This window comes from Vibrio limimangrovi, from assembly GCF_054064025.1.
This window is the reverse complement of sequence record NZ_JBSUGF010000024.1, coordinates 1-26,997: the sequence shown is the minus strand read 5'-3', so window position 1 is coordinate 26,997 and position 26,997 is coordinate 1. Positions and strand designations below refer to the sequence as shown.

The 26,997-nt window shown below is 45.5% G+C and carries 26 protein-coding genes; 20 read left to right on the top strand and 6 right to left on the bottom strand.

Going from position 1 to position 26,997, the window contains the following annotated elements; genetic code table 11:
• The 9 genes from ACWYU8_RS21650 to rpoC all read left to right on the top strand — a co-directional run.
• Window positions 1–132: EF-Tu C-terminal domain-related protein (locus ACWYU8_RS21650; protein ID WP_457521704.1), on the top strand; the 132-nt coding region annotated here is incomplete at its 5' end.
• A gap of 267 nt (window positions 133–399) precedes the next feature.
• Entirely contained in the window at window positions 400–780 is a 381-nt protein-coding gene (gene secE / locus ACWYU8_RS21645) for a preprotein translocase subunit SecE (RefSeq protein ID WP_444496670.1), read from the top strand.
• A gap of 13 nt (window positions 781–793) precedes the next feature.
• Window positions 794–1,342: a transcription termination/antitermination protein NusG gene (gene nusG / locus ACWYU8_RS21640; protein WP_005451123.1), complete on the top strand. Its 549-nt coding sequence runs from the start codon at window positions 794–796 to the stop codon at window positions 1,340–1,342.
• A gap of 164 nt (window positions 1,343–1,506) precedes the next feature.
• Window positions 1,507–1,935: a 50S ribosomal protein L11 gene (gene rplK, locus ACWYU8_RS21635; RefSeq protein WP_457521794.1), complete on the top strand. Its 429-nt coding sequence runs from the start codon at window positions 1,507–1,509 to the stop codon at window positions 1,933–1,935.
• Between the two features lie 4 nt (window positions 1,936–1,939).
• Window positions 1,940–2,641, top strand: coding sequence for a 50S ribosomal protein L1 (gene rplA / locus ACWYU8_RS21630; protein ID WP_444496672.1), 702 nt, complete (start codon window positions 1,940–1,942; stop codon window positions 2,639–2,641).
• 293 nt (window positions 2,642–2,934) lie between these two features.
• Window positions 2,935–3,429, top strand: coding sequence for a 50S ribosomal protein L10 (rplJ, locus tag ACWYU8_RS21625; RefSeq protein ID WP_457521793.1), 495 nt, complete (start codon window positions 2,935–2,937; stop codon window positions 3,427–3,429).
• A gap of 57 nt (window positions 3,430–3,486) precedes the next feature.
• On the top strand, window positions 3,487–3,855 hold the full coding sequence (rplL, locus tag ACWYU8_RS21620) for a 50S ribosomal protein L7/L12 (RefSeq protein WP_457521792.1): 369 nt from the start codon (window positions 3,487–3,489) through the stop codon (window positions 3,853–3,855).
• A 251-nt stretch (window positions 3,856–4,106) separates the two neighbouring features.
• Window positions 4,107–8,135 (top strand): DNA-directed RNA polymerase subunit beta, encoded by a 4,029-nt coding sequence (gene rpoB / locus ACWYU8_RS21615; RefSeq protein ID WP_457521791.1) that lies wholly within the window; start codon window positions 4,107–4,109, stop codon window positions 8,133–8,135.
• An 87-nt stretch (window positions 8,136–8,222) separates the two neighbouring features.
• The gene (gene rpoC, locus ACWYU8_RS21610) at window positions 8,223–12,425 is read left to right on the top strand and encodes a DNA-directed RNA polymerase subunit beta' (protein WP_457521790.1); all 4,203 of its coding nucleotides are present in this window, start codon (window positions 8,223–8,225) and stop codon (window positions 12,423–12,425) included.
• Between the two features lie 140 nt (window positions 12,426–12,565).
• Here the strand turns inward: rpoC and rsd are convergent, their stop codons facing one another.
• On the bottom strand, window positions 12,566–13,057 hold the full coding sequence (gene rsd / locus ACWYU8_RS21605; protein ID WP_457521789.1) for a sigma D regulator: 492 nt from the start codon (window positions 13,055–13,057) through the stop codon (window positions 12,566–12,568).
• 178 nt (window positions 13,058–13,235) lie between these two features.
• On the opposite strand from rsd, the gene nudC reads away from it, so the two are divergent.
• From nudC to hemE, 4 genes are all read left to right on the top strand, one after another.
• Window positions 13,236–14,018 carry an NAD(+) diphosphatase gene (nudC, locus tag ACWYU8_RS21600; RefSeq protein WP_457521788.1) on the top strand — a complete coding sequence of 261 codons (783 nt, stop codon included), beginning with the start codon at window positions 13,236–13,238 and terminating at the stop codon, window positions 14,016–14,018.
• A gap of 120 nt (window positions 14,019–14,138) precedes the next feature.
• Window positions 14,139–14,630 (top strand): hypothetical protein, encoded by a 492-nt coding sequence (locus ACWYU8_RS21595; protein ID WP_457521787.1) that lies wholly within the window; start codon window positions 14,139–14,141, stop codon window positions 14,628–14,630.
• Window positions 14,631–14,634: 4 nt separating this feature from the next.
• On the top strand, window positions 14,635–15,378 hold the full coding sequence (locus ACWYU8_RS21590; protein WP_457521786.1) for a hypothetical protein: 744 nt from the start codon (window positions 14,635–14,637) through the stop codon (window positions 15,376–15,378).
• A 308-nt stretch (window positions 15,379–15,686) separates the two neighbouring features.
• Window positions 15,687–16,754, top strand: coding sequence for a uroporphyrinogen decarboxylase (gene hemE / locus ACWYU8_RS21585; RefSeq protein ID WP_457521785.1), 1,068 nt, complete (start codon window positions 15,687–15,689; stop codon window positions 16,752–16,754).
• Window positions 16,755–16,975: 221 nt separating this feature from the next.
• On the opposite strand, the gene ACWYU8_RS21580 is transcribed toward hemE, so the two are convergent.
• The gene (locus ACWYU8_RS21580; protein WP_457521784.1) at window positions 16,976–17,548 is read right to left on the bottom strand and encodes a uracil-DNA glycosylase family protein; all 573 of its coding nucleotides are present in this window, start codon (window positions 17,546–17,548) and stop codon (window positions 16,976–16,978) included.
• Window positions 17,549–17,555: 7 nt separating this feature from the next.
• The gene (locus ACWYU8_RS21575) at window positions 17,556–18,479 is read right to left on the bottom strand and encodes a D-2-hydroxyacid dehydrogenase (protein WP_457521783.1); all 924 of its coding nucleotides are present in this window, start codon (window positions 18,477–18,479) and stop codon (window positions 17,556–17,558) included.
• A gap of 66 nt (window positions 18,480–18,545) precedes the next feature.
• Here ACWYU8_RS21575 and ACWYU8_RS21570 point away from each other — a divergent pair, with 66 nt between their 5' ends.
• Window positions 18,546–19,133 (top strand): YjaG family protein, encoded by a 588-nt coding sequence (locus tag ACWYU8_RS21570; protein WP_457521782.1) that lies wholly within the window; start codon window positions 18,546–18,548, stop codon window positions 19,131–19,133.
• A 65-nt stretch (window positions 19,134–19,198) separates the two neighbouring features.
• On the opposite strand, the gene ACWYU8_RS21565 is transcribed toward ACWYU8_RS21570, so the two are convergent.
• Complete coding sequence (locus ACWYU8_RS21565; protein WP_457521781.1) at window positions 19,199–20,329, bottom strand: CNNM domain-containing protein; 1,131 nt, start codon at window positions 20,327–20,329, stop codon at window positions 19,199–19,201.
• A 253-nt stretch (window positions 20,330–20,582) separates the two neighbouring features.
• Here ACWYU8_RS21565 and hupA point away from each other — a divergent pair, with 253 nt between their 5' ends.
• Both hupA and ACWYU8_RS21555 read left to right on the top strand, forming a co-directional pair.
• Window positions 20,583–20,855 (top strand): nucleoid-associated protein HU-alpha, encoded by a 273-nt coding sequence (hupA, locus tag ACWYU8_RS21560; protein WP_005433627.1) that lies wholly within the window; start codon window positions 20,583–20,585, stop codon window positions 20,853–20,855.
• 39 nt (window positions 20,856–20,894) lie between these two features.
• Entirely contained in the window at window positions 20,895–21,593 is a 699-nt protein-coding gene (locus ACWYU8_RS21555) for a DUF1481 domain-containing protein (RefSeq protein WP_457521780.1), read from the top strand.
• Window positions 21,594–21,662: 69 nt separating this feature from the next.
• Here ACWYU8_RS21555 and purD read toward each other — a convergent pair whose 3' ends face one another.
• On the bottom strand, window positions 21,663–22,952 hold the full coding sequence (gene purD / locus ACWYU8_RS21550; protein WP_457521779.1) for a phosphoribosylamine--glycine ligase: 1,290 nt from the start codon (window positions 22,950–22,952) through the stop codon (window positions 21,663–21,665).
• 133 nt (window positions 22,953–23,085) lie between these two features.
• Window positions 23,086–24,678, bottom strand: coding sequence for a bifunctional phosphoribosylaminoimidazolecarboxamide formyltransferase/IMP cyclohydrolase (gene purH, locus ACWYU8_RS21545; protein ID WP_457521778.1), 1,593 nt, complete (start codon window positions 24,676–24,678; stop codon window positions 23,086–23,088).
• 33 nt (window positions 24,679–24,711) lie between these two features.
• Between purH and ACWYU8_RS21540 the strand changes: the two genes are divergently transcribed.
• The 4 genes from ACWYU8_RS21540 (at window position 24,712) to cowN (ending at window position 26,568) form a co-directional block, all read left to right on the top strand.
• Window positions 24,712–24,915, top strand: a complete 204-nt coding sequence (locus ACWYU8_RS21540; protein WP_457521795.1) for a hypothetical protein — start codon at window positions 24,712–24,714, stop codon at window positions 24,913–24,915.
• Between the two features lie 28 nt (window positions 24,916–24,943).
• Entirely contained in the window at window positions 24,944–25,342 is a 399-nt protein-coding gene (gene zntR, locus ACWYU8_RS21535) for a Zn(2+)-responsive transcriptional regulator (RefSeq protein ID WP_457521777.1), read from the top strand.
• A 193-nt stretch (window positions 25,343–25,535) separates the two neighbouring features.
• Window positions 25,536–26,174: a Crp/Fnr family transcriptional regulator gene (locus ACWYU8_RS21530; protein WP_457521776.1), complete on the top strand. Its 639-nt coding sequence runs from the start codon at window positions 25,536–25,538 to the stop codon at window positions 26,172–26,174.
• Window positions 26,175–26,265: 91 nt separating this feature from the next.
• Complete coding sequence (cowN, locus tag ACWYU8_RS21525; protein WP_457521775.1) at window positions 26,266–26,568, top strand: N(2)-fixation sustaining protein CowN; 303 nt, start codon at window positions 26,266–26,268, stop codon at window positions 26,566–26,568.
• The last annotated feature ends 429 nt before the right edge of the window (window positions 26,569–26,997 follow it).

Below are 26,997 nucleotides of genomic sequence, written 5' to 3'. Positions count from 1 at the left end.
ATGCCAGGTGACAACATTCAGATGACTGTTGAGCTAATCGCACCAATCGCAATGGACGAAGGTCTACGTTTCGCGATTCGTGAAGGTGGCCGTACAGTAGGTGCTGGTGTTGTTGCTAAGATCTTCGACTAATTCACAACGAATTAGCGGATACTTTCGGAAAATCTTGAATTAGATTTGACGAAGCAGTAGCAAAAAGGGCATCATTTGATGCCCTTTTTCTGCACTCAACATAATTTTTGCTGTTTTCTTGTTCAGAGGTTACTTGAGTGCAGAGCAAGATTAAGCAAATGGGCTTAATCTTACTAAGAGTACGCTGATTTTTTCAGCGATATGGAGTTTGCCCTGCAACAGCGGGGTTGTTGTCGTCTATATTAAGACTTGAAACAGGTTGGTTTTATGAAAGCAAATAATGCTGAAACTCCTGATAGCTCAAATGCAGCAGATACGTTTAAGTGGATTGCCGCTTTCGTATTGGCAGCTGCCGCTGTTGTGGGTAATTACCTGTATGGTGAAATGTCTGTAGTAATTCGTGCTGCAGGCGTTGTTGTTCTTATTGCAGCTGCTCTTGGCGTTGCAGCAACAACGACTAAAGGTAAAGCAGCGATCAGTTTTGCAAAAGAATCTCGTATGGAAGTACGTAAAGTTGTTTGGCCTACTCGCCAAGAAACCATGCAAACAACACTGATCGTTTTAGCTGTAAGTATTGTAATGGCTCTAGCGCTATGGGGCATTGACGGCATTATGGTTCGTCTTGTCGCTCTAGCGACTGGGGTATAGAGGGTTGTAATTCATGAGTGAAGCTCCTAAAAAACGCTGGTATGTGGTTCAAGCCTTCTCTGGATTTGAAGGTCGTGTAGCTCAGTCTCTTCGCGAGCATATCAAAATGCATAGCATGGAAGAGCTATTTGGTGAAGTTTTAGTCCCAACTGAAGAAGTTGTGGAAATGCGCGCAGGTCAACGTCGTAAATCTGAGCGTAAATTCTTCCCAGGTTACGTCCTTGTTCAGATGATCATGAACGATGAATCATGGCACCTAGTACGCAGTGTGCCGCGTGTCATGGGCTTCATTGGTGGTACCTCTGACCGTCCTGCACCTATCACAGATAAAGAAGCTGACGCGATTCTTAATCGTCTTGAGAAAGCGAGTGAAGCGCCTCGTCCACGTACTATGTACGAAGCGGGTGAAGTGGTACGTGTTAACGAAGGTCCATTTGCTGACTTCAACGGTACGGTTGAAGAAGTGGATTACGAGAAGAGCCGCCTGAAAGTGTCTGTATCGATCTTTGGTCGTGCAACACCAGTTGAGCTTGAATTTGGTCAGGTTGAGAAGCTGGACTAATACTCTTATTTAAAGAGTATAAAAAATCACCTTTTTAGGGTTGTATAAGGCGCGAATTATTACTATAATTTCGCGCCTTTTTACTTCTACTGAAGTAAAAAGTTTCTTACACAAACGGGGAGCTGATCCGTGATTAGCGTTTGTACCCAAATTTAGGAATTATCATGGCTAAGAAAGTTGAAGCTTACATCAAGCTACAAGTTGCTGCTGGTATGGCAAACCCAAGTCCACCAGTTGGTCCTGCACTAGGTCAGCACGGTGTTAACATCATGGAATTCTGTAAAGCGTTCAACGCGAAAACAGAATCTCTAGAGAAAGGTCTACCTACTCCAGTTGTTATCACTGTTTACAGCGACCGTTCTTTTACGTTCGTAACTAAGACTCCACCTGCTGCTGTTCTTCTTAAGAAAGCTGCTGGCGTTAAGTCTGGTTCAGGTCGTCCAAACACTGAAAAAGTTGGTACTGTAACTGACGCTCAAATCCAAGAAATCGCAGAAACTAAAGCTGCAGATATGACTGGTGCTGACATCGAAGCGATGAAGCGTTCTATCGCAGGTACTGCTCGTTCAATGGGCCTAGTGGTAGAGGGTTAATATCATGGCAAAACTAACTAAGCGCATGCGCGTAATCCGCGAAAAAGTTGACGTAACTAAAGAGTACGAAATCAACGAAGCTGTTGCTCTTCTAAAAGAACTAGCAACTGCTAAATTCGTAGAGTCTGTTGACGTTGCTGTTAACCTAGGCATCGATGCTCGTAAATCTGACCAGAACGTACGTGGTGCAACTGTACTACCTCACGGTACTGGCCGCGAAATCCGCGTTGCAGTGTTCACTCAAGGTGCAAACGCTGAAGCAGCTAAAGAAGCTGGCGCAGACATCGTTGGTATGGAAGATCTTGCTGAGCAAGTGAAGAAAGGCGAAATGAACTTCGACGTAGTAGTTGCTTCTCCAGATGCAATGCGCGTTGTAGGTCAACTAGGTACTATCCTAGGTCCTCGCGGTCTAATGCCAAACCCTAAAGTTGGTACTGTAACTCCTAACGTTGCTGAGGCAGTTAAGAATGCTAAAGCTGGTCAGGTTCGTTACCGTAACGACAAAAACGGCATCATCCACACTACTATCGGTAAAGTTGATTTCTCTGAAGAGCAAATCAAAGAGAACCTAGAAGCACTTCTAGTTGCTCTTAAGAAAGCTAAGCCGTCTTCAGCGAAAGGTACTTTCCTGAAGAAAGTAAGCATCTCTACTACTATGGGTGCTGGTGTTGCTGTTGATCAGGCTAGCCTGAACGCTCAAGCATAATTTATTTGCTTAGGTGCAAAATTAGTGTATAATTTTGCGCCTAATATTTGTGGTTGGGGCTGAACTTTGGTTCTTTGAACTGTCTCCTAGTTCGAAATGAATTAAGACCCAGTCTCCGTCCAAGACCGTAGGTGTTTGCTCTATTGCAAACTTAATTGTCCTACGTAGATGGTGCCCGAACTGACAGAAAGCTCTATGTAATATAGTTAACTTTCTTCTGGGAATGCACCTCAATAGCTCTCACTGTCGTGATGATAGTGAGTGGTGTAACGACAACCAGGAGTAAATCCAAGATGGCTTTAAACCTTCAAGACAAAAAAGCAATTGTTGCTGAAGTCAACGAAGCTGCCAGTGGTGCACTTTCTGCAGTTGTAGCTGATTCTCGTGGCGTTGAAGTTGGCGCAATGACTTCTCTACGTAAACAAGCTCGTGAAGCTGGCGTTTACATGAAAGTCGTGCGTAACACTCTAGCACGCCGTGCGGTTCAAGGTACAGACTACGAATGTCTAACTGAGACATTCACTGGTCCTACTCTGATCGCGTTCTCTAATGAGCACCCAGGTGCTGCAGCGCGTCTTTTCAAAGACTTCGCTAAAGAGAACAAAAATTTCGAGATCAAAGCTGCTGCATTTGAAGGCGCTCTAACTGACGCTGAACTACTAGCAACACTGCCAACTTACGACGAAGCAATTGCACGCCTAATGATGTGCATGAAAGAAGCTTCGGCTGGCAAGCTGGCGCGTACTATCGCAGCTATCCGCGATCAAAAACAAGAAGCAGCGGCATAAGCCTTGCTTTTTACTGGTTGCTTAATAAACTTATTGTTGACTTAAAAGAGAATTGTTATGTCTATTACTAACGAGCAAATCCTAGACGCAATCGCAGAAATGTCTGTGATGCAAGTTGTTGAACTAATCGAAGCAATGGAAGAGAAATTCGGTGTTTCTGCTGCTGCTGCTGTTGTAGCTGGCGGCGCTGCTGCTGGTGCAGCTGTTGAAGAGCAAACTGAATTCGACGTAATCCTAGAATCTGCTGGCGGTAACAAAGTTGCTGTAATCAAAGCAGTACGTGGCGCAACTGGTCTAGGTCTAAAAGAAGCTAAAGCTCTTGTAGACGGCGCTCCAGCACCTCTTAAAGAAGGTGTTGAAAAAGCAGAAGCTGAAGCTCTTAAAGCTCAGCTAGAAGAAGCTGGTGCAACTGTTGCTGTTAAGTAATTATTGCATAGTTTCTTAGCCTAACGGCTAATTGGCTGGTGGTTTTTTAACCACCGGCCTTTTTGCGCTGTAGGGTATAGGTGAATTTTCCCGCTGTTTAAGCGCCTCATACCCATGCAAAAAACATTTCATTCTTACGAAATGAAATGTCACTACAGTAAACAGCTATTTAGTCACTGTCCCTTACCCCCCTTAAGTAACTAGGAGCGGGCGGACAGTTTGGGTCACTTATCAGCGAGCTGAGGAACCCCATGGTTTACTCTTATACCGAGAAAAAGCGCATCCGTAAGGACTTTGGTACTCGTCCACAAGTTTTGGACATTCCATACCTGCTATCGATCCAGCTCGATTCGTTCGACAAATTTATCGAACAGGATCCTGAAGGTCAATACGGTCTTGAAGCTGCTTTCCGTTCTGTATTTCCGATTCAGAGCTATAACGGCAATTCTGAGCTGCAATACGTTAGCTACCGTCTTGGTGAGCCAGTTTTTGACGTTAAAGAATGTCAAATCCGCGGTGTAACTTATTCAAAGCCACTACGCGTAAAACTGCGCCTAGTTATCTTTGATAAAGACGCACCAGCAGGTACTGTAAAAGACATTAAAGAACAAGAAGTCTACATGGGTGAGATTCCACTCATGACAGACAATGGTACCTTCGTAATTAACGGTACCGAGAGGGTTATCGTATCCCAGCTGCACCGAAGCCCAGGCGTGTTCTTCGACAGCGATAAGGGTAAGACCCACTCTTCAGGTAAAGTTTTATACAACGCACGTGTTATTCCTTACCGTGGTTCATGGCTTGATTTCGAGTTCGATCCAAAGGATAACCTGTACGTTCGTATCGACCGTCGCCGTAAGCTACCTGCATCGATCATCCTTCGTGCACTAGGTAAAACGACTGAAGAAATCCTTGATATCTTCTTCGAGAAAGTGAACTTCGAAGTGAAAGACCAAACTCTACTTATGGAGTTGGTTCCTGATCGTCTACGTGGTGAAACTGCGTCATTCGACATCGAAGCAGATGGTAAAGTTTACGTTGAGCAAGGTCGTCGCGTAACAGCTCGTCATATTCGCCAGCTAGAAAAAGATGGCATTGACCATATCGAAGTACCTGTTGAGTACATCGTAGGTAAAGTTGCATCGAAAGATTACATCAACGAAGCAACAGGCGAGATCATTGTTACGGCTAACCAGGAAATCAGCCTGGAAGCACTAGCGAACCTATCTCAGGCTGGCCATAAAGCGCTAGAAGTTCTGTTTACGAACGATCTAGACCACGGTCCATTCATGTCAGAGACATTACGCATCGACAGTTCGGTTGATCGTATCTCTTCATTGGTAGAAATCTACCGCATGATGCGCCCTGGTGAGCCGCCAACAAAAGAAGCTGCAGAAGCACTATTCGAAAGCCTATTCTTCTCTGAAGAGCGTTATGATCTATCGACTGTTGGTCGTATGAAGTTCAACAGCTCTATTGGTCGTGAAGATGCTCAAGAGCAAGGCACACTTGATGAAACAGATATCATCGAAGTGATGAAGAAGCTTATCGCGATCCGTAACGGTAAAGGCGAAGTGGACGATATCGACCACCTTGGCAACCGTCGTATCCGTTCTGTAGGCGAAATGGCTGAGAACCAATTCCGTGTAGGTCTAGTACGTGTTGAGCGTGCAGTTAAAGAGCGTCTAAGCTTAGGCGACCTTGACGCTGTAATGCCTCAAGACCTGATCAACGCGAAGCCAATTTCTGCGGCAGTTAAAGAATTCTTTGGCTCTTCACAGCTTTCACAGTTCATGGACCAAAACAACCCGCTATCAGAAGTAACGCACAAGCGTCGTATTTCTGCATTGGGTCCTGGCGGTCTGACTCGTGAACGTGCTGGCTTCGAAGTTCGAGACGTACACGTAACGCACTACGGCCGTCTATGTCCTATCGAAACGCCTGAAGGTCCAAACATCGGTCTGATCAACTCTCTATCTGCGTTTGCGCGTTGTAACGAGTACGGTTTCCTTGAGACACCATACCGTCGCGTTGTAGATGGCGTTGTTACAGACGAAGTAGATTACCTATCTGCAATCGAAGAAGGCCAATTCGTTATCGCGCAGGCTAACGCTGCGTTGACTGAAGAAGGTACGTTTGCAGATGAGCTGATCACAGCTCGTCAGAAAGGTGAATCTGGTCTACACCCTCGTGAGCACGCTCAGTACATGGACGTTGCGACAAACCAGGTTGTATCTATCGCTGCATCGCTTATCCCGTTCCTAGAACACGATGATGCGAACCGTGCATTGATGGGTGCGAACATGCAACGTCAGGCAGTTCCAACACTGAAAGCTGACAAACCGCTTGTTGGTACTGGTATTGAACGTAACGTAGCCGTTGACTCAGGTGTAACTGCAGTTGCGAAACGTGGTGGTGTAATCCAGTCTGTAGATGCTTCTCGTATCGTTGTTAAAGTAAACGAAGAAGAGCTGGTACCTGGTGAAGCAGGTATCGACATCTACAACCTGACTAAATACACACGTTCTAACCAGAACACATGTATTAACCAGCGCCCATGTGTCATGCCAGGTGAACCTGTTGCACGTGGTGACGTACTTGCTGATGGTCCTTCAACAGACCTTGGTGAGCTAGCGCTTGGTCAAAACATGCGTATCGCGTTCATGCCTTGGAACGGTTACAACTTCGAAGACTCGATCTTAGTATCTGAGCGCGTAGTTCAAGAAGACCGTTTCACGACAATCCACATTCAAGAACTAACTTGTGTGGCGCGTGATACTAAGCTGGGTTCTGAAGAGATCACAGCGGATATTCCAAACGTAGGTGAGTCTGCTCTGTCTAAACTAGACGAGTCAGGTATCGTTTACATTGGTGCTGAAGTTAAGGGTGGCGACATCCTGGTTGGTAAAGTAACACCGAAAGGTGAAACTCAGCTAACTCCTGAAGAGAAGCTACTACGTGCGATCTTCGGTGAAAAAGCATCTGACGTTAAAGATACTTCACTGCGTGTACCTAACTCTGTATCAGGTACGATCATCGACGTTCAAGTCTTCACTCGCGATGGCGTAGAGAAAGACAAGCGTGCGCTTGAAATTGAACAGATGCAGCTGAAAGAAGCGAAGAAAGACCTTACTGAAGAATTCCAGATTCTTGAGGGTGGCCTTCTCAACCGTGTTAAAGCTGTACTGATCGACGGCGGTTACTCTGAAGCGAAACTAGAGTCTACTGAACGTAAGAAGTGGCTAGAGCTAACGCTGGAAGATGACGCACTACAAACTCAGCTTGAGCAACTTGCTGAGCAGTGGGACGAGCTGAAAGCTGACTTCGATAAGAAGTTCGAAACCAAGCGTCGCAAGATCACTCAAGGTGATGATCTAGCACCTGGCGTACTGAAGATCGTGAAGGTTTACCTAGCGGTTAAACGTCGCATCCAGCCTGGTGATAAGATGGCGGGTCGTCACGGTAACAAGGGTGTAATCTCTAAGATCAACCCTGTTGAAGACATGCCATACGATGAAAAAGGTCAGCCTGTAGACATCGTACTGAACCCACTGGGTGTACCTTCGCGTATGAACATCGGTCAGATCCTAGAAGTTCACTTAGGTCTGGCAGCGAAAGGTATCGGTGACAAGATCAACCAGATGGTGAAAGAGCAACAAGAACTAGCGAAGTTCCGCGAGTTCCTGCAAAAAGTTTACGATCTAGGCGAAACTCGCCAGAAAGTAGACGTTGCTGCGCTAACTGATGATGAAGTACGTACACTGATCGAAAACCTACGTGGCGGTCTACCAATCGCGACACCAGTATTTGACGGTGCTTCTGAGCCTCTAATCAAAGAGCTTCTGAAACTTGCAGACCTACCAACATCGGGTCAGCTAAAACTGTTTGATGGTCGCACAGGTGATGCGTTTGAGCGTCCTGTAACTGTAGGTTACATGTACATGCTGAAACTTAACCACCTTGTTGATGACAAGATGCATGCTCGTTCGACTGGTTCGTACAGCCTAGTAACTCAGCAGCCACTTGGTGGTAAAGCTCAGTTCGGTGGTCAGCGTTTCGGTGAGATGGAAGTATGGGCACTGGAAGCATACGGTGCAGCTTATACTCTACAAGAAATGCTAACTGTTAAGTCGGATGACGTTAACGGCCGTACTAAGATGTACAAGAACATCGTAGACGGAAGCCACAGCATGGAACCTGGTATGCCAGAATCGTTCAACGTATTGTTGAAAGAGATTCGCTCGCTAGGTATCAACATCGAGCTAGAAGACGAAGAGTAATTCGTTTCTCGTTAGAGAAATGTGATTATCTGGTAGAAAGCAGCTGGCGTTTGGCTGGCTGCTTTTAACTCCTTACAGGAGCTGATTGTGAAAGACTTATTAAACTTTCTAAAAGCACAGCATAAGACCGAAGAATTTGATGCAATCAAGATCGGTCTATCTTCACCAGACATGATTCGTTCATGGTCTTTCGGTGAAGTTAAAAAACCTGAAACGATCAACTATCGTACGTTCAAACCTGAACGCGATGGTCTGTTCTGTGCGCGTATCTTTGGTCCAGTTAAAGACTACGAATGTCTTTGTGGTAAGTACAAGCGCCTGAAGCACCGTGGTGTTATCTGTGAGAAGTGTGGTGTAGAAGTTACACAAACTAAAGTTCGTCGTGACCGTATGGGCCACATCGAGCTTGCTTCACCAGTGGCTCACATCTGGTTCCTAAAATCGCTACCGTCTCGTATCGGTCTACTGATGGATATCCCTCTACGTGATATCGAACGTGTTCTTTACTTCGAAATGTACGTAGTAACAGAGCCTGGTATGACTGATCTAGAAAAAGGTCAGATGCTAACTGAAGAAGAGTATCTGGATCGTCTAGAAGAGTGGGGTGACGAGTTCACGGCTAAGATGGGTGCAGAAGCTATCAAGGACCTACTAGGTTCTATGGATATGCACGCAGAAGCAGAACAAATGCGCGAAGAGCTAGAGACTACAAACTCTGAAACTAAGCGTAAGAAAGTGACTAAGCGTCTTAAGCTGGTAGAAGCGTTCATCACATCTGGCAACAACCCAGAGTGGATGATCCTGACTGTACTTCCAGTGCTTCCGCCAGATCTACGTCCTCTGGTACCACTAGATGGCGGTCGCTTTGCGACTTCTGATCTAAACGATCTATACCGTCGTGTGATCAACCGTAACAACCGTTTGAAGCGCCTTCTAGAGCTAGCTGCTCCGGACATCATCGTACGTAACGAAAAACGTATGCTGCAAGAGTCTGTTGATGCGCTACTAGACAACGGTCGTCGTGGTCGTGCGATCACAGGTTCGAACAAGCGTCCTCTGAAATCTCTTGCTGATATGATCAAGGGTAAACAAGGTCGTTTCCGTCAGAACCTTCTAGGTAAACGTGTAGACTACTCTGGCCGTTCTGTAATCACAGTAGGTCCATACCTTCGTCTGCACCAGTGTGGTCTTCCTAAGAAGATGGCACTTGAGCTATTTAAACCATTTATCTACAGCAAGCTAGAGACTCGTGGTCTTGCGACTACAATCAAAGCTGCTAAGAAAATGGTAGAGCGTGAAGAAGCGGTTGTTTGGGATATCCTGGACGAAGTTATCCGTGAACACCCAGTACTATTGAACCGTGCACCTACACTTCACCGTCTAGGTATCCAGGCGTTCGAACCAGTACTAATCGAAGGTAAAGCGATTCAGCTACACCCACTAGTGTGTGCGGCGTACAACGCGGACTTCGATGGTGACCAAATGGCGGTTCACGTACCTCTAACTCTAGAGGCACAGCTTGAAGCACGTACTCTGATGATGTCGACAAACAACATTCTGTCGCCAGCGTCAGGTGATCCGATCATCGTACCTTCTCAGGACGTTGTATTGGGTCTGTACTACATGACTCGTGAAAAGATCAACGTGAAAGGTGAAGGCATGTACCTTTCTGGCCCAGCAGAGGCTGAGAAAGCATACCGCACTAAACAAGCTGAGCTTCACGCACGCGTTAAAGTACGTATTACAGAAACCGTTGTAGACGAAGACGGCAACAGCACAACATCTACTGGTATGGTTGATACCACTATCGGTCGTGCAATGCTATGGCAAATTGTGCCATCTGGTCTGCCGTACAGCATCGTTAACCAAAAGCTAGGTAAGAAGCAAATCTCTAACCTACTTAACGAGGCGTACCGTAAGCTAGGTCTGAAAGACACCGTTATCTTCGCTGACCAAATCATGTACGCGGGTTTCGCTTACGCAGCACTATCTGGTGTATCTGTTGGTATCGACGATATGGTTGTACCGCCAGCTAAGTACACTGAAATCGCTGAAGCGGAAGAAGAAGTACGTGAAATCCAGGAACAGTACCAATCTGGTCTTGTTACTGCGGGCGAACGATACAACAAAGTTATCGATATCTGGGCATCGACCAACGACCGCGTTGCAAAAGCAATGATGGAGAACCTGTCATCTGAAACGGTAATCAACCGTGACGGTGAAGAGGAACAACAAGAGTCGTTCAACAGCATCTACATGATGGCGGACTCGGGTGCTCGTGGTTCTGCAGCACAGATTCGTCAGCTTGCAGGTATGCGTGGTCTGATGGCGCGTCCAGATGGTTCAATCATCGAAACGCCGATCACTGCGAACTTTAAAGAAGGTCTAAACGTACTTCAGTACTTTATCTCAACGCACGGTGCTCGTAAGGGTCTTGCGGATACGGCACTGAAAACAGCGAACTCGGGTTACCTGACTCGTCGTCTAGTAGACGTTGCTCAAGACGTTGTTGTAACTGAACATGACTGTGGCACTCATGAGGGTGTTGACATGATGCCTCATATCGAGGGTGGTGATGTTAAAGTTGCACTATCTGAGCTTGCTCTAGGTCGTGTGGTTGCTGAAGACGTTCTAAAACCTGGTACTGAAGAAGTTCTTATTCCACGTAACACCCTGATCGATGAGAAGTGGTGTCAAATCATGGAAGAGAACTCAGTAGACAGCATGAAAGTGCGCTCTGTAGTTACTTGTGATTCTGACTTCGGTTGTTGTGCACAATGTTACGGTCGTGACCTAGCACGTGGTCACCTAGTGAACCAAGGTGAAGCAGTAGGCGTTATCGCTGCTCAGTCTATCGGTGAGCCGGGTACACAGCTAACGATGCGTACGTTCCACATCGGTGGTGCGGCATCGACAGCAGCAGCAGAAAACAGCATCCAAGTTAAGAACAACGGTTCTGTTAAACTGCACAACGCGAAGTTCGTAACGAACAAAGATAGCAAACTGGTTATCACATCGCGTGCTGCTGAGTTGACTATCATCGACGAATTCGGTCGTACCAAAGAGAAACACAAACTGCCTTACGGTTCTATACTGAGCAAGGCAGATAGCGATTCAGTTCAAGCTGGTGAAACAGTAGCGAACTGGGAAGCGCACACACTACCAATCATCACTGAAGTAGCTGGTCGTATCCAGTTCGTAGATATGATTGATGGCGTGACTGTTTCTCGTCAAACAGATGACCTAACTGGTCTATCTTCAAGTGAAGTTACGGATGCAGCAGCTCGTCCAGCAGCAGGTAAAGATATGCGTCCGGCTATCAAACTTGTTGACGAGCAAGGCAACGATGTAATGATCCCTGGTACTGAAATGCCAGCTCACTACTTCCTGCCTGGTAAAGCGATCGTGAACATTGAAGACGGCGCAGAAGTAGGTGTGGGTGATACGCTTGCACGTATTCCTCAGAAATCTGGCGGTAACAAAGATATCACCGGTGGTCTTCCACGCGTAGCGGACCTGTTCGAAGCACGTAAGCCAAAAGAGCCTGCGATCCTTGCTGAGCACACAGGTACAGTTAGCTACGGTAAAGAGACTAAAGGTAAGCGTCGTCTAGTGATCACTCGCGACAGCGGTGAAGTTTACGAAGAGATGATTCCTAAACATCGCCAGCTTAACGTGTTCGAAGGTGAGCGCGTTGAACGTGGTGACGTAATCGCTGATGGTCCAGAGTCTCCACATGACATTCTACGTCTACGTGGCGTACACGCGGTAACTCAGTACATCGCAAACGAAGTACAAGAAGTTTACCGACTACAAGGCGTTAAGATTAACGATAAGCACATTGAGACTATCGTTCGTCAAATGCTACGTAAGTGTACTATCACATTTGCTGGTGACTCTGAGTTCCTACCAGGCGAGCAAGTTGAGTACTCACAAGTTAAGATTGCTAACCGTAATCTAGAAGCTGAAGGCAAAGAGCCTGCGCGTTTCGAACGTGAACTTCTAGGTATTACTAAAGCGTCTCTAGCGACTGAGTCGTTTATCTCTGCAGCATCGTTCCAGGAGACAACTCGCGTACTAACAGAAGCAGCAGTTTCTGGTAAGCGTGATGACCTGCGTGGTCTGAAAGAGAACGTAATTGTTGGTCGTCTGATCCCAGCTGGTACTGGTTTCGCATACCACCAAGAGCGTCAAGCTAAACGTGCTGAAGCGCAAGAAGGTCCATCTGCTGAACAAGCTACGGATAACCTGGCGGCACTTCTAAATGCTGGTTTCTCTTCGGAAGAGTAAGCTTTCTGACGATTCATCGTTAAGATAAATGCAAAAGGCACCCTAGGGTGCCTTTTTTAGTGCCTAAAAAAGGGTTGATGCTGTTCTATCAACCCTTCTTCAATAGCCTGCTCTGAACAGAACTCGCTCTTTGCTGTCGGCTATGCGCCTGGAGGCATCGAGAGACTATCAGAAATCTGTTGAATCAATTCATCTTCAACTTCAAAACGCGTTTCAAGAATTTCTCCAACTAGCGACATATCTGAATCGAAGTCTAATAGCTCATCATCTTCATCGACTTCAGAGTACTTATCGTTAAAGTTCAATAAAGGATCCGTTGTTAATACAATTTGCGCGTACGTTTTATGTATATCATCAGTGACGATAAAGCCTGTCGATTTCCAACGATCCATCACCATATCGTAAATTTTAAAATGACCTTCAGAGATGTAGTCGACGAGGTGTTGGCAGAAGTTTTGCAGTTCAGAAGGGGAAGGGAGTTCAATCACATTTGTTTTCGAACAAGGTTGAAGTGCTGCAAGCTTACAATACTCAACAATTAGGGATTGTCTCGTTTCTAACCAGTGATCGATGACATCACTGGATCCACCCAATTGGTCTTGTGTTTGTTTGAATTTTTTTAGCATGACCATGCCCTCATGATCGGTTTGCGTTTAGGCAAACGTATCCTTTGCGTAGCAAAGTTAGTAAAGTTATTACAAACTCTTGTCCTTACTAAAATTTATAGTTTCATATTTACCTAACGATAAACTCTAGTATGAAATTAGATTGCCAGTAAAATGGATGAACTTCAAGCAAAGGGAGGATGTCATGTTAAGAAAAGGTGATGTAAACCGTGTAGGGAATGCCTATTGGTGCGTTGTTTCGGGAAGTGAAATTTGGCTGGTGGATGGTGCTATCCCTTTTGGTTCTGCAGAACAGTTAGCACTACCTGAAGCCAGTGCAAGAAAAATTGGTGAGTATCAACAACATCCGGTCATGTGGATTGATCTATCCGAACTTGAAGATGATCTGCCTATGACTGGATTGAGGGATTGCCTGGACTTTCCTGAACCACTATTCCTTTTGCTCAGTAAGGCCGTTCAGTATGGACACATGACTCAGAGTTTGCGCTTTTGCCCCCAATGTGGTGGAAGGAATTTTATCAATAACAATCAGTTAGCTATGCAGTGTGGTGAGTGTCGAACGCTGCACTATCCCCGTATTTTCCCATGTATTATTGTCGCGGTAAGAAAAAAACAGCAGATTCTGCTCGCACATCATCCAAGACATCGTAGTGGAATGTACACCGTGATCGCGGGCTTTCTCGAAGTCGGTGAGACACTGGAAGAGTGTGTCGCGCGTGAAGTACACGAAGAAACAGGCATTTACGTAAGAAATATTCGCTATTTTGGTAGCCAACCATGGGCTTTCCCATCCAGCATGATGATGGCGTTTTTAGCGGATTATGAGTCGGGAGAGTTGAATCCAGACTACACAGAGCTATCAGATGCGCAGTGGTTTAATGTTGATGAGATGCCAGATGTTGCTCCGAAAGGCACGATCGCAAGGGCGCTAATTGAGCAGACGGTTAGTGATATTCTTTCAGACTGAGACTCTGATCGTAAAGGAAGTAAAGGTTAAAAATTAATCATTTTTGAGACGGCACTGTTGCTAGACTGGCTTGGTATTAAGTTCTGTATTGATTTTTTTGTTAATAATGGAGTATGCCAAATGAAGTTGAAATCAGTGTTATGGCTAGGAATAGCATCGTGCACAATGGTGAGCATGTCGGCAAACGCAAGTATTGAAGTAAAAGCTAAGCGTATGTTGACAGAGAACACCATGACAGAAAATGTAAGCAAGGTTCAGCAAGCTTGTGGTAATGAAGTACTGGAAACCAATTTTGATTGGTCTCAGTGGGATAGCTATGATTTTGCTGAAGCTCGACTTGATGAAGTGAAAACTACGGGTTGGTTAGGCGGTCTGATTAACTATATCTACGATGATATGGTGAAGCTTTGTACGACAACTGAGCATGCCGCTTTGTACAAGGACGAGTTCCAGAAAGTTCAAAAGATCCAGTTTGTTGGGCAAGATTCAGTTAATACCAAAAAAGCAGGCTTTGCGTTAGATGATGGTGGTAGCGTGCTAAAAGTGGCACTTAACCCTAATGCAGCTTATGACTCTTCAACGTTGAAATACCTAAAGCAAGCATGGAACTAAAGCGATGAAGAAAACGTTATTGTTGTTCTTCATGGCATCCTTCAGCTTTGTAGCCGTAGGTGAAGAAGCGAGTTACACCATGGATGACTTAAACGCCTTGAATGGTTCCAATAACTGGAACGAATTATTAGCACATGCGGAAGACATTCGTCCATCTCAACGCAGTAGTGAATGGGAAGGCTTAGTTCAAAATGCAGCATTAGGGGCTTTTAATCAATACGTGGCATCCGGTGCAAAAGATGATGCGATTGCTCTTGGCCAGCAGCTAATTTTATCTTACCCATTTCTATCTCAATCTAAGACTTTTACTCAGCAATTCTCTCAAGAACTAGTGCCAGCAGCACAACCTTGTATCAAGTATGCTATTGAAGGATGTTTGGAAAATTATGGCCATCTTCTCAATACGCTAGCGCCAAGCTCAGCGGTGAGTTATGAAGAAGGTATGAAAGTTTTCCAGAATGTCTCGAAATCATTGTCGATACCATTTTTTGCAGCAGCAGTGAAGCAAGATAATCACTACTGTGCAGATGAAAAGGTTGCGAATGCGTTGCTATATACCTTAGACAGACCAAGCAATGCCAACTTTGGTCTCGCGAAAGAGGTTGCTGTAAAAGGGTGCGCGAATACCGTACTAATAAACTTTGAAAATTACATTATCGAGTCGCAGAGCGTAAGAGAAGCGCTGTGCCCTACATATCTGTCTAAAGGCTATGTGGAAGGGATAATGAAAAAAGTGTGTCAGTCCTAATCCCGCATCCTTACTTAAAGCCACCTTAGGTGGCTTTTTAATTACTTGAAATTAAAGATAAAAAAAACCCTCCGAGAGGGAGGGGGTAAGTAAGATGTCGTTATGAGATGCTGAGCACTGGGTACTCAGTTTATAATTGTAGTTTTCGCTAGCGAGCAAATTTTTAACACTGATGAGGATTGGTTGCAAATTAAGCATTGATTTAAAAGTTAATAACTTGATCCAGGGCGCAAAGCACACCGCTATTGGCCTTAAATCAGTGATAGAATACCTTCTCTAAAAGAAAGCCTAACAATTGGAATGACGGAATGACTGAAATAAAAAATGATCGTTATCTGCGTGCACTTCTTAAGGAGCCAGTAGATTACACGCCAGTATGGATGATGCGTCAGGCAGGTCGTTACCTACCTGAATACAAAGCAACTCGTGCTCAAGCGGGCGATTTCATGTCTTTGTGTAAAAACGCGGAGCTGGCGTCTGAAGTAACTCTTCAACCTCTGCGCCGTTTTCCTCTTGATGCAGCAATTTTGTTCTCTGATATCCTGACTATCCCTGATGCAATGGGCCTTGGGCTACGATTCGCTGCTGGTGAAGGTCCGGTATTTGACAATCCAATCACTTGCAAAGCAGACGTGGAAAAAATTGGCCTTCCAGATCCGGAAGGAGAGCTGCAATACGTGATGAACGCGGTTCGTCAGATCCGTAAAGACTTGCAGGGTGAAGTGCCATTGATTGGTTTTTCTGGTAGCCCATGGACACTAGCGACTTACATGGTTGAAGGTGGCAGTTCGAAAGCGTTCACTAAGATCAAGAAGATGATGTACGCTGAGCCGCAAACTCTGCATCTACTGCTTGATAAGCTTGCTGACAGCGTGATTGAGTACCTGAACGCACAGATTAAAGCAGGTGCGCAGTCAGTTATGGTATTCGATACATGGGGTGGTGTCCTGACTCCTCGTGACTACAACTTGTTCTCATTGCAATACATGCACAAAATTGTTGATGGCCTGATCCGTGAAAACGATGGTCGCCGTGTTCCAGTGACTCTATTTACTAAAAATGGCGGTATGTGGCTAGAACAAATCGCAGCGACAGGCTGTGATGCTGTGGGTCTGGACTGGACAATTAACATTGCTGATGCGAAAGCACGTATCGGTGACAAAGTGGCATTGCAGGGCAACATGGATCCATCAATGCTTTACGCGTCACCAGAGCGTATTCGTGAAGAAGTGGCAGGTATCCTCGAAGGATTCGGTGATGCGGGCACTGGCCACGTATTTAACCTTGGCCACGGTATCCACTTGGATGTACCGCCAGAAAATGCAGGCGTATTTGTCGAAGCAGTGCACGAGCTATCAAAGCCATACCATAAATAGTCTCGATTTTTCGAAATCCAATACCGGCATTTATTGTCGGTATTTTTTTGCCTGAAATTTACCTCTGTACAGCGATTATAGTATTTAGCCTATCATGATCTAATTACTGTTTAATCTGTACAGGTGTGATATTAGTTATTTAAAAACAGATGGTTATTTTTATTTAGTTTGCGATGGTTTTTATGATGTACAGACAAGTAAGTAATTAGATCATAGGTAACCTAAAGCATCGAATGGATGCGCTTTTGCAGGTAAGGAACAACATCGTCTTCAAACCATGGGTTCTTCTTCAGCCATAAGGTATTGCGTGGAGAAGGATGGGGAAGGGGGATAAAGTCGGGCTCCCAGTCCTGCCATTGCATAACGGTTTGAGTGAGTGTTTTGGGTTTGTTTGTCAGGTAATACTGCTGTGAATATTGGCCAATCAATAATGTCAGCTCGATATTTGGCAGTTGTTCAAGCAGCTTTTGATGCCAGGCAGGCGCGCATTCCTTGCGGGGTGGCAAGTCTCCAGAGTTACCTTTACCCGGATAACAAAACCCCATCGGAATAATGGCTACCTTGGTCGGGTCGTAGAAGGTGTCTTTATCGATATCTAACCATTTACGCAGACGATCACCACTCGGGTCATTCCAAGGAATCGATGTTTTGTGTACCCGAGTGCCAGGTGCCTGACCAATAATCAGCAAACGGGCTTCTTTTCCCGCTTGTACTACCGGGTTAGCGCCCAACGGTAAATCTTGGGCGCATAGCTGACAGGCTCTAACTTGCTTTAGCAGTGCGTCTAGTGACATGAGTTAATTAGTATCCTTTATCGAAATCGACGCCATAGTTGAGAGACAAGCCATCTCGCCAACACAGATAATTGGCAGCGAATATCTCCACCACTTGCTCAGGGAAACTCAGCGCTGCAATGTGTGGCGTAATGGTCACTTGTGGCAACTTCCAGAAAGGGTGCTCCTGAGGAAGTGGCTCTTGTTCAAATACATCCAGAAAGGCGTGTTCTACCCAACCCTTTTCGAGTGCAAGTCGTAACCCACTCTCTTCAAGCACATTCCCTCGACCTACATTAATCAGTATGGCCTGTTTTAGATGGGCGAGTGTTTTGCTATTCAGTAAGTAAAGCGTCTCTGGCGTACTGGGCAAAGTGTTGACGACAATGTCTGCCTGTTGCAGGGCACTCAGCAGTTCGTCAATGCGGTACGTTTGACTGAACTCTCCGCCTGCCGTTGGGATGCCAGAGCGATTGACACCGATGGTCTTGATTCCCATTGCTTGTGCAGCCTTCCCTAAGTAAGCGCCGATACTACCCGTTCCGAGGATGACCATGGTTTTACTCTGCAGAGAGCTGTATAGGTGCGGTTGCCACTGTCTACTCTGCTGTTGCTGGTGGTAGCGATTAAAGTGCCGATAGTGAGCGATGCAATAACCAATCACATATTCTGCGATGAGTGGTCCAAAGATTCCGCGCACATTAGTGAGGATATAATCCCGACGCAAAGTAGGGGACATCAGAGTATTCACTCCAGCAAATGTGGATTGTACCCACTCAAGTTGTGAAAACTCGTCTAACCTTTGTGATAGCAGAGGTGGATCGGCCAGCACAATTTGGGCTTTATGAGGTGTATCTGTAACGCTTAATTCGGGCAGGTTTTTCTCTGCCAGTAACGTTTTGTAGGCGTCATTATGCTCTGAGAGCAGGAAAATCTTATTTGGCTGTGGCATTAACTTTTTTCCCTGTGATGAATCAAGTACACTTTCGCTGTTTTTTTCTTCAATGATTGAGTGACTATGCTTAAGAATCCTCTTCAGGTTCGTTTAGAAAAACTAGAACCTTGGCAACAAATTACCTTTATGGCGTGTCTGTGTGAGCGCATGTATCCAAACTATGCGATGTTTTGTGAGAATACAGAATTTGCTGAACCACGCGCTTACCGAGCGATTCTTGATAGTGTATGGGAAATTCTGACAGTAAAAACTGCGAAAGTGAACTTCGAGCGTCAGTTAGAAAAACTTGAAGATCTTTTCCCAAGCGCTGATGAGTTTGATTTCTACGGCGTATATCCAGCGATGGATGCGTGTCAGGCACTATCTACACTATTGCATGGTCTGTTGGATCGCGATTACCTTTTCGATTCAATGCTTAAAGTGAGCCAACAGTCTGTCCAAACCGTTGCTGATCTAGAGCAAGCTCAAGGTAGCGAGCCGATCACCAATGACAATCAAAAAGAGAACCAAGCGGTTTGTGAAGAGTGGGATGTTCAGTGGGCGATTTTCCGCCCATTGCGTGAAGCAACCGAGCGTGACATCAGTTTGATTAAAGACTTGCGTGAAGAGCTTCGTGAAGAGGGTGTAAGCAATATAGGCATCGCGCTTTAACATCCTGTCGAATGACAAAAAGGCATCCAAACAGGATGCCTTCTTTATTTGCGCAAATTGAACGGTTAAGCGTCTTTCGAGTCAGTTTTCGAGGTGTCCTTAGCGTCTTGCTCTTTGGTTGGTTTTTCCGCCTCTGGCTCTTCGTCGTCATCGCGGCTTTCGATAACGCCGTGCTTCTCTTTCCATTGTTCCCAACGCTGATACGCCAGTTCTTGCATGTCAGTGCTCTTATCCGCTTCATCAATGATCTCTTCGCCGACCAGATGCTCAAAGATGTCTTCTAACGTCACCAAGCCTTGGACCGTGCCATACTCGTCAACCACGAGTGCAAGCTGCAGGCGATGCGTCATCATCTGGTCGAAGACTTTCGGCAGTGCGGTATTGTTTAGCACCACCTGAATTGGACGCATCACCGAACCGAGTTGTTTTTCACCGCAGCCTGATTGTTGCAGTTTGAACAACTCCAGACGGTGTACAAAACCGATAATGTTGTCTTTCTGTTCGCTATAAATTAAAGGGCGAGAGAAAGGCGTATCTTTATGCTTCTCCAAAAACTGATTAATTGTCTTGGTCGCGTTGACGCGGAATACCACTGTGCGGGGGGTCATGACGTGAGTGACGGGCACATTTTGAATGCCAAGTAAGTTACTCAGGATTTTTGATTCCCCTTCTGCGAATTCACCACTTTCCCGCGCGAGAATCGCCATTGCTGATAATTCATCACGCATCTTAGGCGCTTCGTGGTTACGGGCAAGACGCTTCGTGATCTGCTCTGAGAACCACACGAATGGTGTTAAGGCCCATACCATCCAACGCAGCGCTACGGCGGCGGTAGGAGCGAGCTGACGCCAATAGGTTGCGCCAATAGTCTTAGGAACGATTTCAGATAAAACCAAAATCGCTAGTGTCAGTACTGCAGAGAAGATACCAAGCGCTTCACTGCCGAACACTACGGCAGCCTGCGCGCCGGCGGTGGCCGCACCAATCGTGTGTGCGATGGTGTTAAGGGTCAGAATGGATGCCAGTGGACGATCGATGTCTGATTTGAGTTTAGAAAGCTGCTCTGCAGCAGGATGCCCCTGTTGATTGAGCTGCGCGATATAGCTCGGACTGATACTCAATAGAACCGCCTCCAGTACCGAACAGATAAACGAAATGCCGATAGCAATAGAGATATAGATGGATAACAGCAGCATGCTTGCCCTTGAATGTTGTTTAATAGTAGTGATTTGCGACTATTATAGCCGCAAAAGTGCGTTATAAATTGCGCCAATTACGTTGGAAAGCAAGGGTTTTAGGATGCTATCTGGTAACAAATTGTGAGTTATTACTCATATTATGGCTAAAAGTACGTCAGGAAATCGAAAGATCACTTACAAACCTTTGCCAGATGGGGCATTTATGCTTTAGAGTGAGACGAATTCGATAACCTATAAGAAGGGAAACCTAATGAACAAGACCCAATTAATCGACTTTATCGCAGAGAAAGCAGATCTATCAAAAGCACAAGCAAAAGCTGCTCTTGAAGCGACTCTTGAAGGTGTAACTGGCGCACTTAAAGAGGGTGACCAAGTTCAACTAATTGGTTTTGGTACATTCAAAGTAAACCACCGCGCTGCACGTACTGGCCGTAACCCTAAGACTGGTGACGAGATTCAAATCGCAGCGGCTAACGTTCCTGCATTCGTAGCAGGTAAAGCACTGAAAGAATCAGTAAACTAAGTTAGAATGCACCGAGGTCTCTTGCCTCGGTGCAATTTTATGAACAAACATCTACTCACTTCACTTATCCTGTCTGGCCTTTCTCTTGTTGGCTGCTCATCCGTCGAAACTCCTAATCTAGAACAATTTACTCATTTCTCTGGTGGGAAAGCGGAAGGCGATGTAAGTAGTTTGTATTGGATGACTGAGCGACTTACCCGTGTCAGTACGGCAGCAGATTATGTAACAGCAGGTGACTATGGTTGGTACCAAAGTGACTATCGCTGGGATGAAGGGGAACTACGGGAGTTGACTCGAAAGGGGGATCAGAGTGATGCCAAGCAGGGCATGGTACCTTTTCAAATCCACATCCGTTTTAATAAAGATGGTGAAGCTATTTATCAGCAGTACCGAGTTAACAATAAAGTCCTGCCATTGCAGCATGATCAGCTAGAACAATTTAAGGCACAGGCCAATGGCGTGGTTACTTCCGTAAAAGAGAATTCTCGCAATGGTCAAAGCTTAATCCAAGGCTACTGGGATGGTGAGTTGTTGGAAACTTGCGAAGGCAAAGAGATTTCGACCTTAGAGTTTAATCAAACGCTGCCTAAGTTTGTGATTGACCGATTGTCATCTGAAGATAGTTACATTGCTTTCATAGGTAAAGCGTCGCGGGATAAGGTGATTGTAGAAGAGCTACTGTTACTCAAAAATGATGATTTTGACTGTGTAAAACGGCCAATGCTACTCGCCGAATAACCTCTACTTCCGAACAACAAAAAAGGCGCTTTACGCGCCTTGCTTTTTAGTAGCCAACTGAAGTTGTCGTTATTTTGATTGCTCACGTGCGATAGCGCGGTAGCCAATATCGTTGCGATGGAACATACCATCCCAGCTGATCTGTTTGGCTAGTGCATAAGCTCGTTGCTGAGCTTCTGAAACACTGTGACCCAGTGCTGTTGCACAAAGTACTCGGCCACCGTTTGTCACAACATTGCCGTCTTTGTTGTCGGTACCCGCGTGGAAAACTTTCTCGCCTTCGATTTCGGTCTTAGGTAGACCTGAAATCACATCACCTTTGTTGTAGTCGCCTGGGTAACCACCTGCAGCGAGAACAATACCGATTGACGCACGTGGATCCCATTTTGATTCCACTTGGTCAAGTTTCTTGTCCACAGCCGCCAGACAAAGTTCAACTAAATCTGACTGCATACGCATCATGATTGGTTGAGTCTCTGGATCGCCGAATCGACAGTTATATTCGATCACTTTTGGCGTGCCGTCTTGGTCGATCATTAGGCCTGCGTATAGGAAACCTGTGTATGGGTTACCTTCTGCTGCCATACCGCGAACGGTTGGGTAAATGACTTCTTCCATAATGCGATTATGGATTTCTGATGTAACCACTGGCGCTGGAGAGTAAGCACCCATACCACCTGTGTTAGGACCAGTATCTTTATCGCCTACGCGTTTGTGGTCTTGGCTGGTGGCCATTGGTAGAACGTTCTCACCGTCTACCATAACGATGAAGCTTGCTTCTTCGCCATCAAGGAACTCTTCAATTACCACGCGACTACCCGCTTCACCGAAAGCGTTGCCAGCCAGCATGTCTTTGATTGCGTCTTCCGCTTCTTCCAGCGTCATTGCAACGATTACGCCTTTACCTGCAGCCAGGCCGTCAGCTTTCACAACGATTGGTGCACCTTGCTCACGAACGTAAGACAATGCAGGTTCAATCTCGGTGAAGTTTGCGTACGCACCCGTTGGGATTTTATGACGAGCGAGGAAGTCTTTCGTGAACGCTTTGGAACCTTCAAGTTGAGCCGCTGCCTGAGTAGGGCCAAAAATAGGCAGACCCGCTTCGTTAAATGCATCGACCACGCCGATAACGAGTGGTGCTTCAGGACCAACGATAGTCAACTCAATCGCATTATCTTGCGCAAATGCAACCAGAGCGGCGATGTCTTCTACGCCAATGTTGACGTTTGTCAGTTTAGGCTCAAGCGCTGTTCCAGCATTACCAGGTGCGATGAATACAGTTTCAACATTCGGGTTTTGAGCGGCTTTCCAACCTAGTGCGTGTTCACGACCGCCAGCGCCGATAATTAATACATTCATTTTTAATCCTTTTTATCACCGTAGTGATTAGAATTCAGAATTCAGAGCGCTTCGCTTACAGAATACAGAACAGTAAACGGTTCTGTATTCTTAAAGAGTGCGTAGCGCCTGTATTATGTTCTGGTCTCTTAAATTAGTGACGGAAGTGACGCATACCAGTAAAGATCATCGCCATACCGTGTTCGTCGGCTGCTGCAATAACTTCGTCATCACGCATAGAGCCACCAGGTTGAATCACACACTTGATGCCAGCTTCTGCTGCAGCATCAATACCGTCACGGAATGGGAAGAATGCATCAGATGCCATTACGCTGCCAGCAACTTCCAGGCCTTCATCTGCAGCTTTGATACCTGCGATTTTTGCTGAGTAAACACGGCTCATTTGGCCTGCACCCACACCGATAGTCATGTCACCTTTTGCGTAAACGATCGCGTTTGATTTCACGAATTTCGCTACTTTCCAGCAGAATAGCGCGTCTTTTAGCTCTTCTTCTGTTGGCTGACGCTTAGACACTACTTTAAGGTCGTCCAGGCTAACCATGCCTTGGTCACGGTCTTGAACCAGTAGGCCGCCGTTAACGCGTTTCACGTCAAAACCAGTCGTCTTAGTCGTCCACTCACCACACTCAAGCAGGCGAACGTTCTTCTTCGCTGCAACCACTTCGATTGCTTCTGCTGATACTGAAGGTGCGATAATCACTTCAACGAACTGACGCTCAACAATCGCTGTTGCAGTTTCTGCGTCTAGCTCTTGGTTGAATGCAATGATACCGCCGAAAGCAGAGGTTGGGTCTGTCTGGTACGCGCGGTTGTATGCTTCCAGGATATCTTTACCTAGTGCAACACCACATGGGTTAGCGTGTTTTACGATCACACATGCTGGCTCGCTGAATTCTTTCACACATTCAAGCGCTGCATCAGTGTCAGCGATGTTGTTGTAAGACAGTGCTTTACCCTGAATTTGGCGTGCAGTAGATACAGAGGCTTCTTCCGGATTCGCTTCAACATAGAATGCTGCTGCCTGGTGGCTGTTTTCACCGTAGCGCATGTCTTGTTTTTTCACGAACTGTTGGTTGAAAGTGCGTGGGAATTTAGATTCTTCATCCCCTTCTTTGTTCTCACCGTAAGATGGAACCATAGTGCCGAAGTAGTTTGCGATCATGCCGTCGTAAGATGCAGTATGCTCAAATGCAGCGATAGCAAGGTCGAAGCGAGTTTCCAGAGTCAGAGACTTGTCGTTTGCATCCATTTCAGCGATTACGCGGTCGTAGTCGTGTGCGTTAACAACAATCGCTACGTCTTTGTGGTTTTTCGCTGCAGAGCGAACCATAGTAGGACCACCGATATCGATGTTTTCTACTGCGTCAGCAAGAGTACAGTCTTCTTTAGCAACGGTTGCTGCGAATGGATATAAGTTAACGACAACCATGTCGATTGGGTTGATGCCGTGTTTTTCCATCACTTCATCATCTTGACCACGACGGCCTAGTACGCCACCGTGAACTTTTGGGTGCAGCGTTTTAACGCGGCCGTCCATCATTTCTGGGAAACCAGTGTAGTCAGAGACTTCAGTTACAGCGATGCCTTGCTCAGCAAGTAGGCGAGCTGTGCCGCCAGTAGATAGGATATCAACACCACGCTCAGCAAGAGCTTGTGCAAACTCAACAATACCTGTTTTGTCTGATACGCTGATTAGCGCGCGGCGAATAGGACGAGCGTTGTTCATGCTTCCATTTTCCTCAAATTCACGGAGTTAAAGATGTTTGCCAAAAATGAACTTGTTTTTACCTCTTGGGGTAAAATATTGGCCAGTTTTGGTAAAGACCTTTTCAGGGTGTTTCCAGTTAGAAAACAGTCTCCACTATTTGATGGCGCGTATTCTAACCAATTTATTACAAAAAAGCTCGCGCAATCGTTTGGCATCTCAAAAATAATTGCAAAAAAGTGGATCTTTAGCTTTTAAAGTAACGAGATAGTTAATAGGGAAAGTTATGTTTCAGATAGGTGAACTGGCAAAACGCTGTCGTGTGACTGCCGATACATTACGCTTCTACGAGAAAAATGACCTGATTAAGCCTGCCGGGCGAAGTGAATCGGGCTATCGCCTTTATAATGAGGATAATCAAAAGCAGGTGCGTTTTATCCTCAAAGCCAAAGAGCTTGGGTTGAGTCTGGATGAAATTAAAGATCTGCTGGAAATTAAATTGGAAGCGACGGAGCACAGCTGCGCAGAGGTAAAAGCCATCACTTCTGCTAAGTTAGAGCTGATCGATGAGAAAATTAGTGAACTCACTAAAATTCGTCGTGCACTAAAGAAAATCAATGATGCCTGTTGTGGTCATATTAATGATGACGCGAGCCACTGCTCTATCTTAGCTGCACTGGAATAGCCCCACCTATAAGCGAAAGAAGTTATTTGTCTGATTTGTTATAAAACCGACACGCCAGCTTTATCTGCAATAATGAATTCAATAAGTTATATCGGCTTATATTTTGCAGGTATACCTGTTTATCCTATTTGCTTTGTCGCTTTGTCATTTCGTACATGGCACAGGGAGCAGAAAACAGTCGCAGGTGAACTTGATGAAGTGCTTAAATCATGGTGTAAAACCAGATAACCATATAGATAGCCTTGTTGATGGGTTTCGCTCCCGACACTTAAATAATGGTGAAATGCTGAGTTACCCTCAAGACGACAACAACCGGGTTTTCTACCTGATGAGTGGGCGGTTAAAGGTGTTTCTTTCTTACGGGGAGAAAATCTTTACCTTAGCACTGCTTAACCCCGGGGATATTTATTGTACTCATACCCGCGCTTTTGTCGAAGCGATGGAAGAGTCAGAGATAAAGAGCTGCGATTTAAAGACCTTCTCACAACGTTTGCATCAGCACCCACAAATGATGGGAGCGATGACCCGGGTATTATCTACCACCTTATCCGGCTGCATCGATACAATCGAAAACCTGGCTTTTCGTGATGTAAAAGCAAGATTTGCCGGTTTTTTACTGGGACAGATACCAGTAGAACAGAAAGGTGAACAGAATATCTTGGTGACGTTGCCATTAACGACAGAACAGTTAGCCCAGGTTATCGGAACCTCTCGTCAAACACTGTCTAGTCTGATATCTGACCTACAAAAAGAAGACATTATTAAAAGAGAAGGGCGGGGGAAACTGCTGGTTTACTCTCCCCACAATCTTGAACAGATAGCCAACTTATAAAGTTGCTCAACTGTCAGATAGCTGACAGACATCATCCTCTGTAGTTCATACACTGGTCCTACTCATCAACAACAGTAGCAAGGACAGCTTTATGGGCAGTGTAGAGTACAGAACGTCAAGATTAATTGAAAAAACCGAATATCAGGACCTCGATAATGAACTGAATGAGGAGATGCTAGACAGAATTATCTCTCATATTGATAAAGGTGGTGCAAATGCTTTCTGGGAGCAGTTCAAGCAAAAAGCAGAACAGATGAGGGCTAGCCAGGGTCATATCCGAGATGCGCAGTATCTACTGCACAGCAACGTCTACTATATTCGGGATTTTCTTGAAGCCCATAACGATCAGCAGGGGCTGGATTTATTAGATAAGCTTGAAAGTGATTGTTTTTGATTTGTCACAGCATAATCATCGAGCTAATAACACTATATCCATATCAATAAAGGAGAGCTTTGATATAAAAGATCTCCTTTTGAGTATCTCAATCCATATTTCCAAAGTGATTTCTATTCACTGCCACCTTGTCTATTGGTCACCGTAACAAAACAGAGCTGATTAGATTCCATAACTAGAGGCGATGTGCTCAGAGAAGATCTGAAGATAAATTTCGGATCTTTTTGAGAGAGTTTATCTTCATGAACCACATAAAAGATCCTTTTTAACCAAGAAAAATAGCCAAGATCGTTTTCTATTTATACAAAGTGCTCGCTGTTTGTTCGTTTGAAGTTTTTTTTGCAAAAAACGCTTGTGCTAATTTCTCAACTCCCTATACTGCGCATCCACCGACACGGAGTGAGACGAAAGTCACGCAGCGAGTCGGAA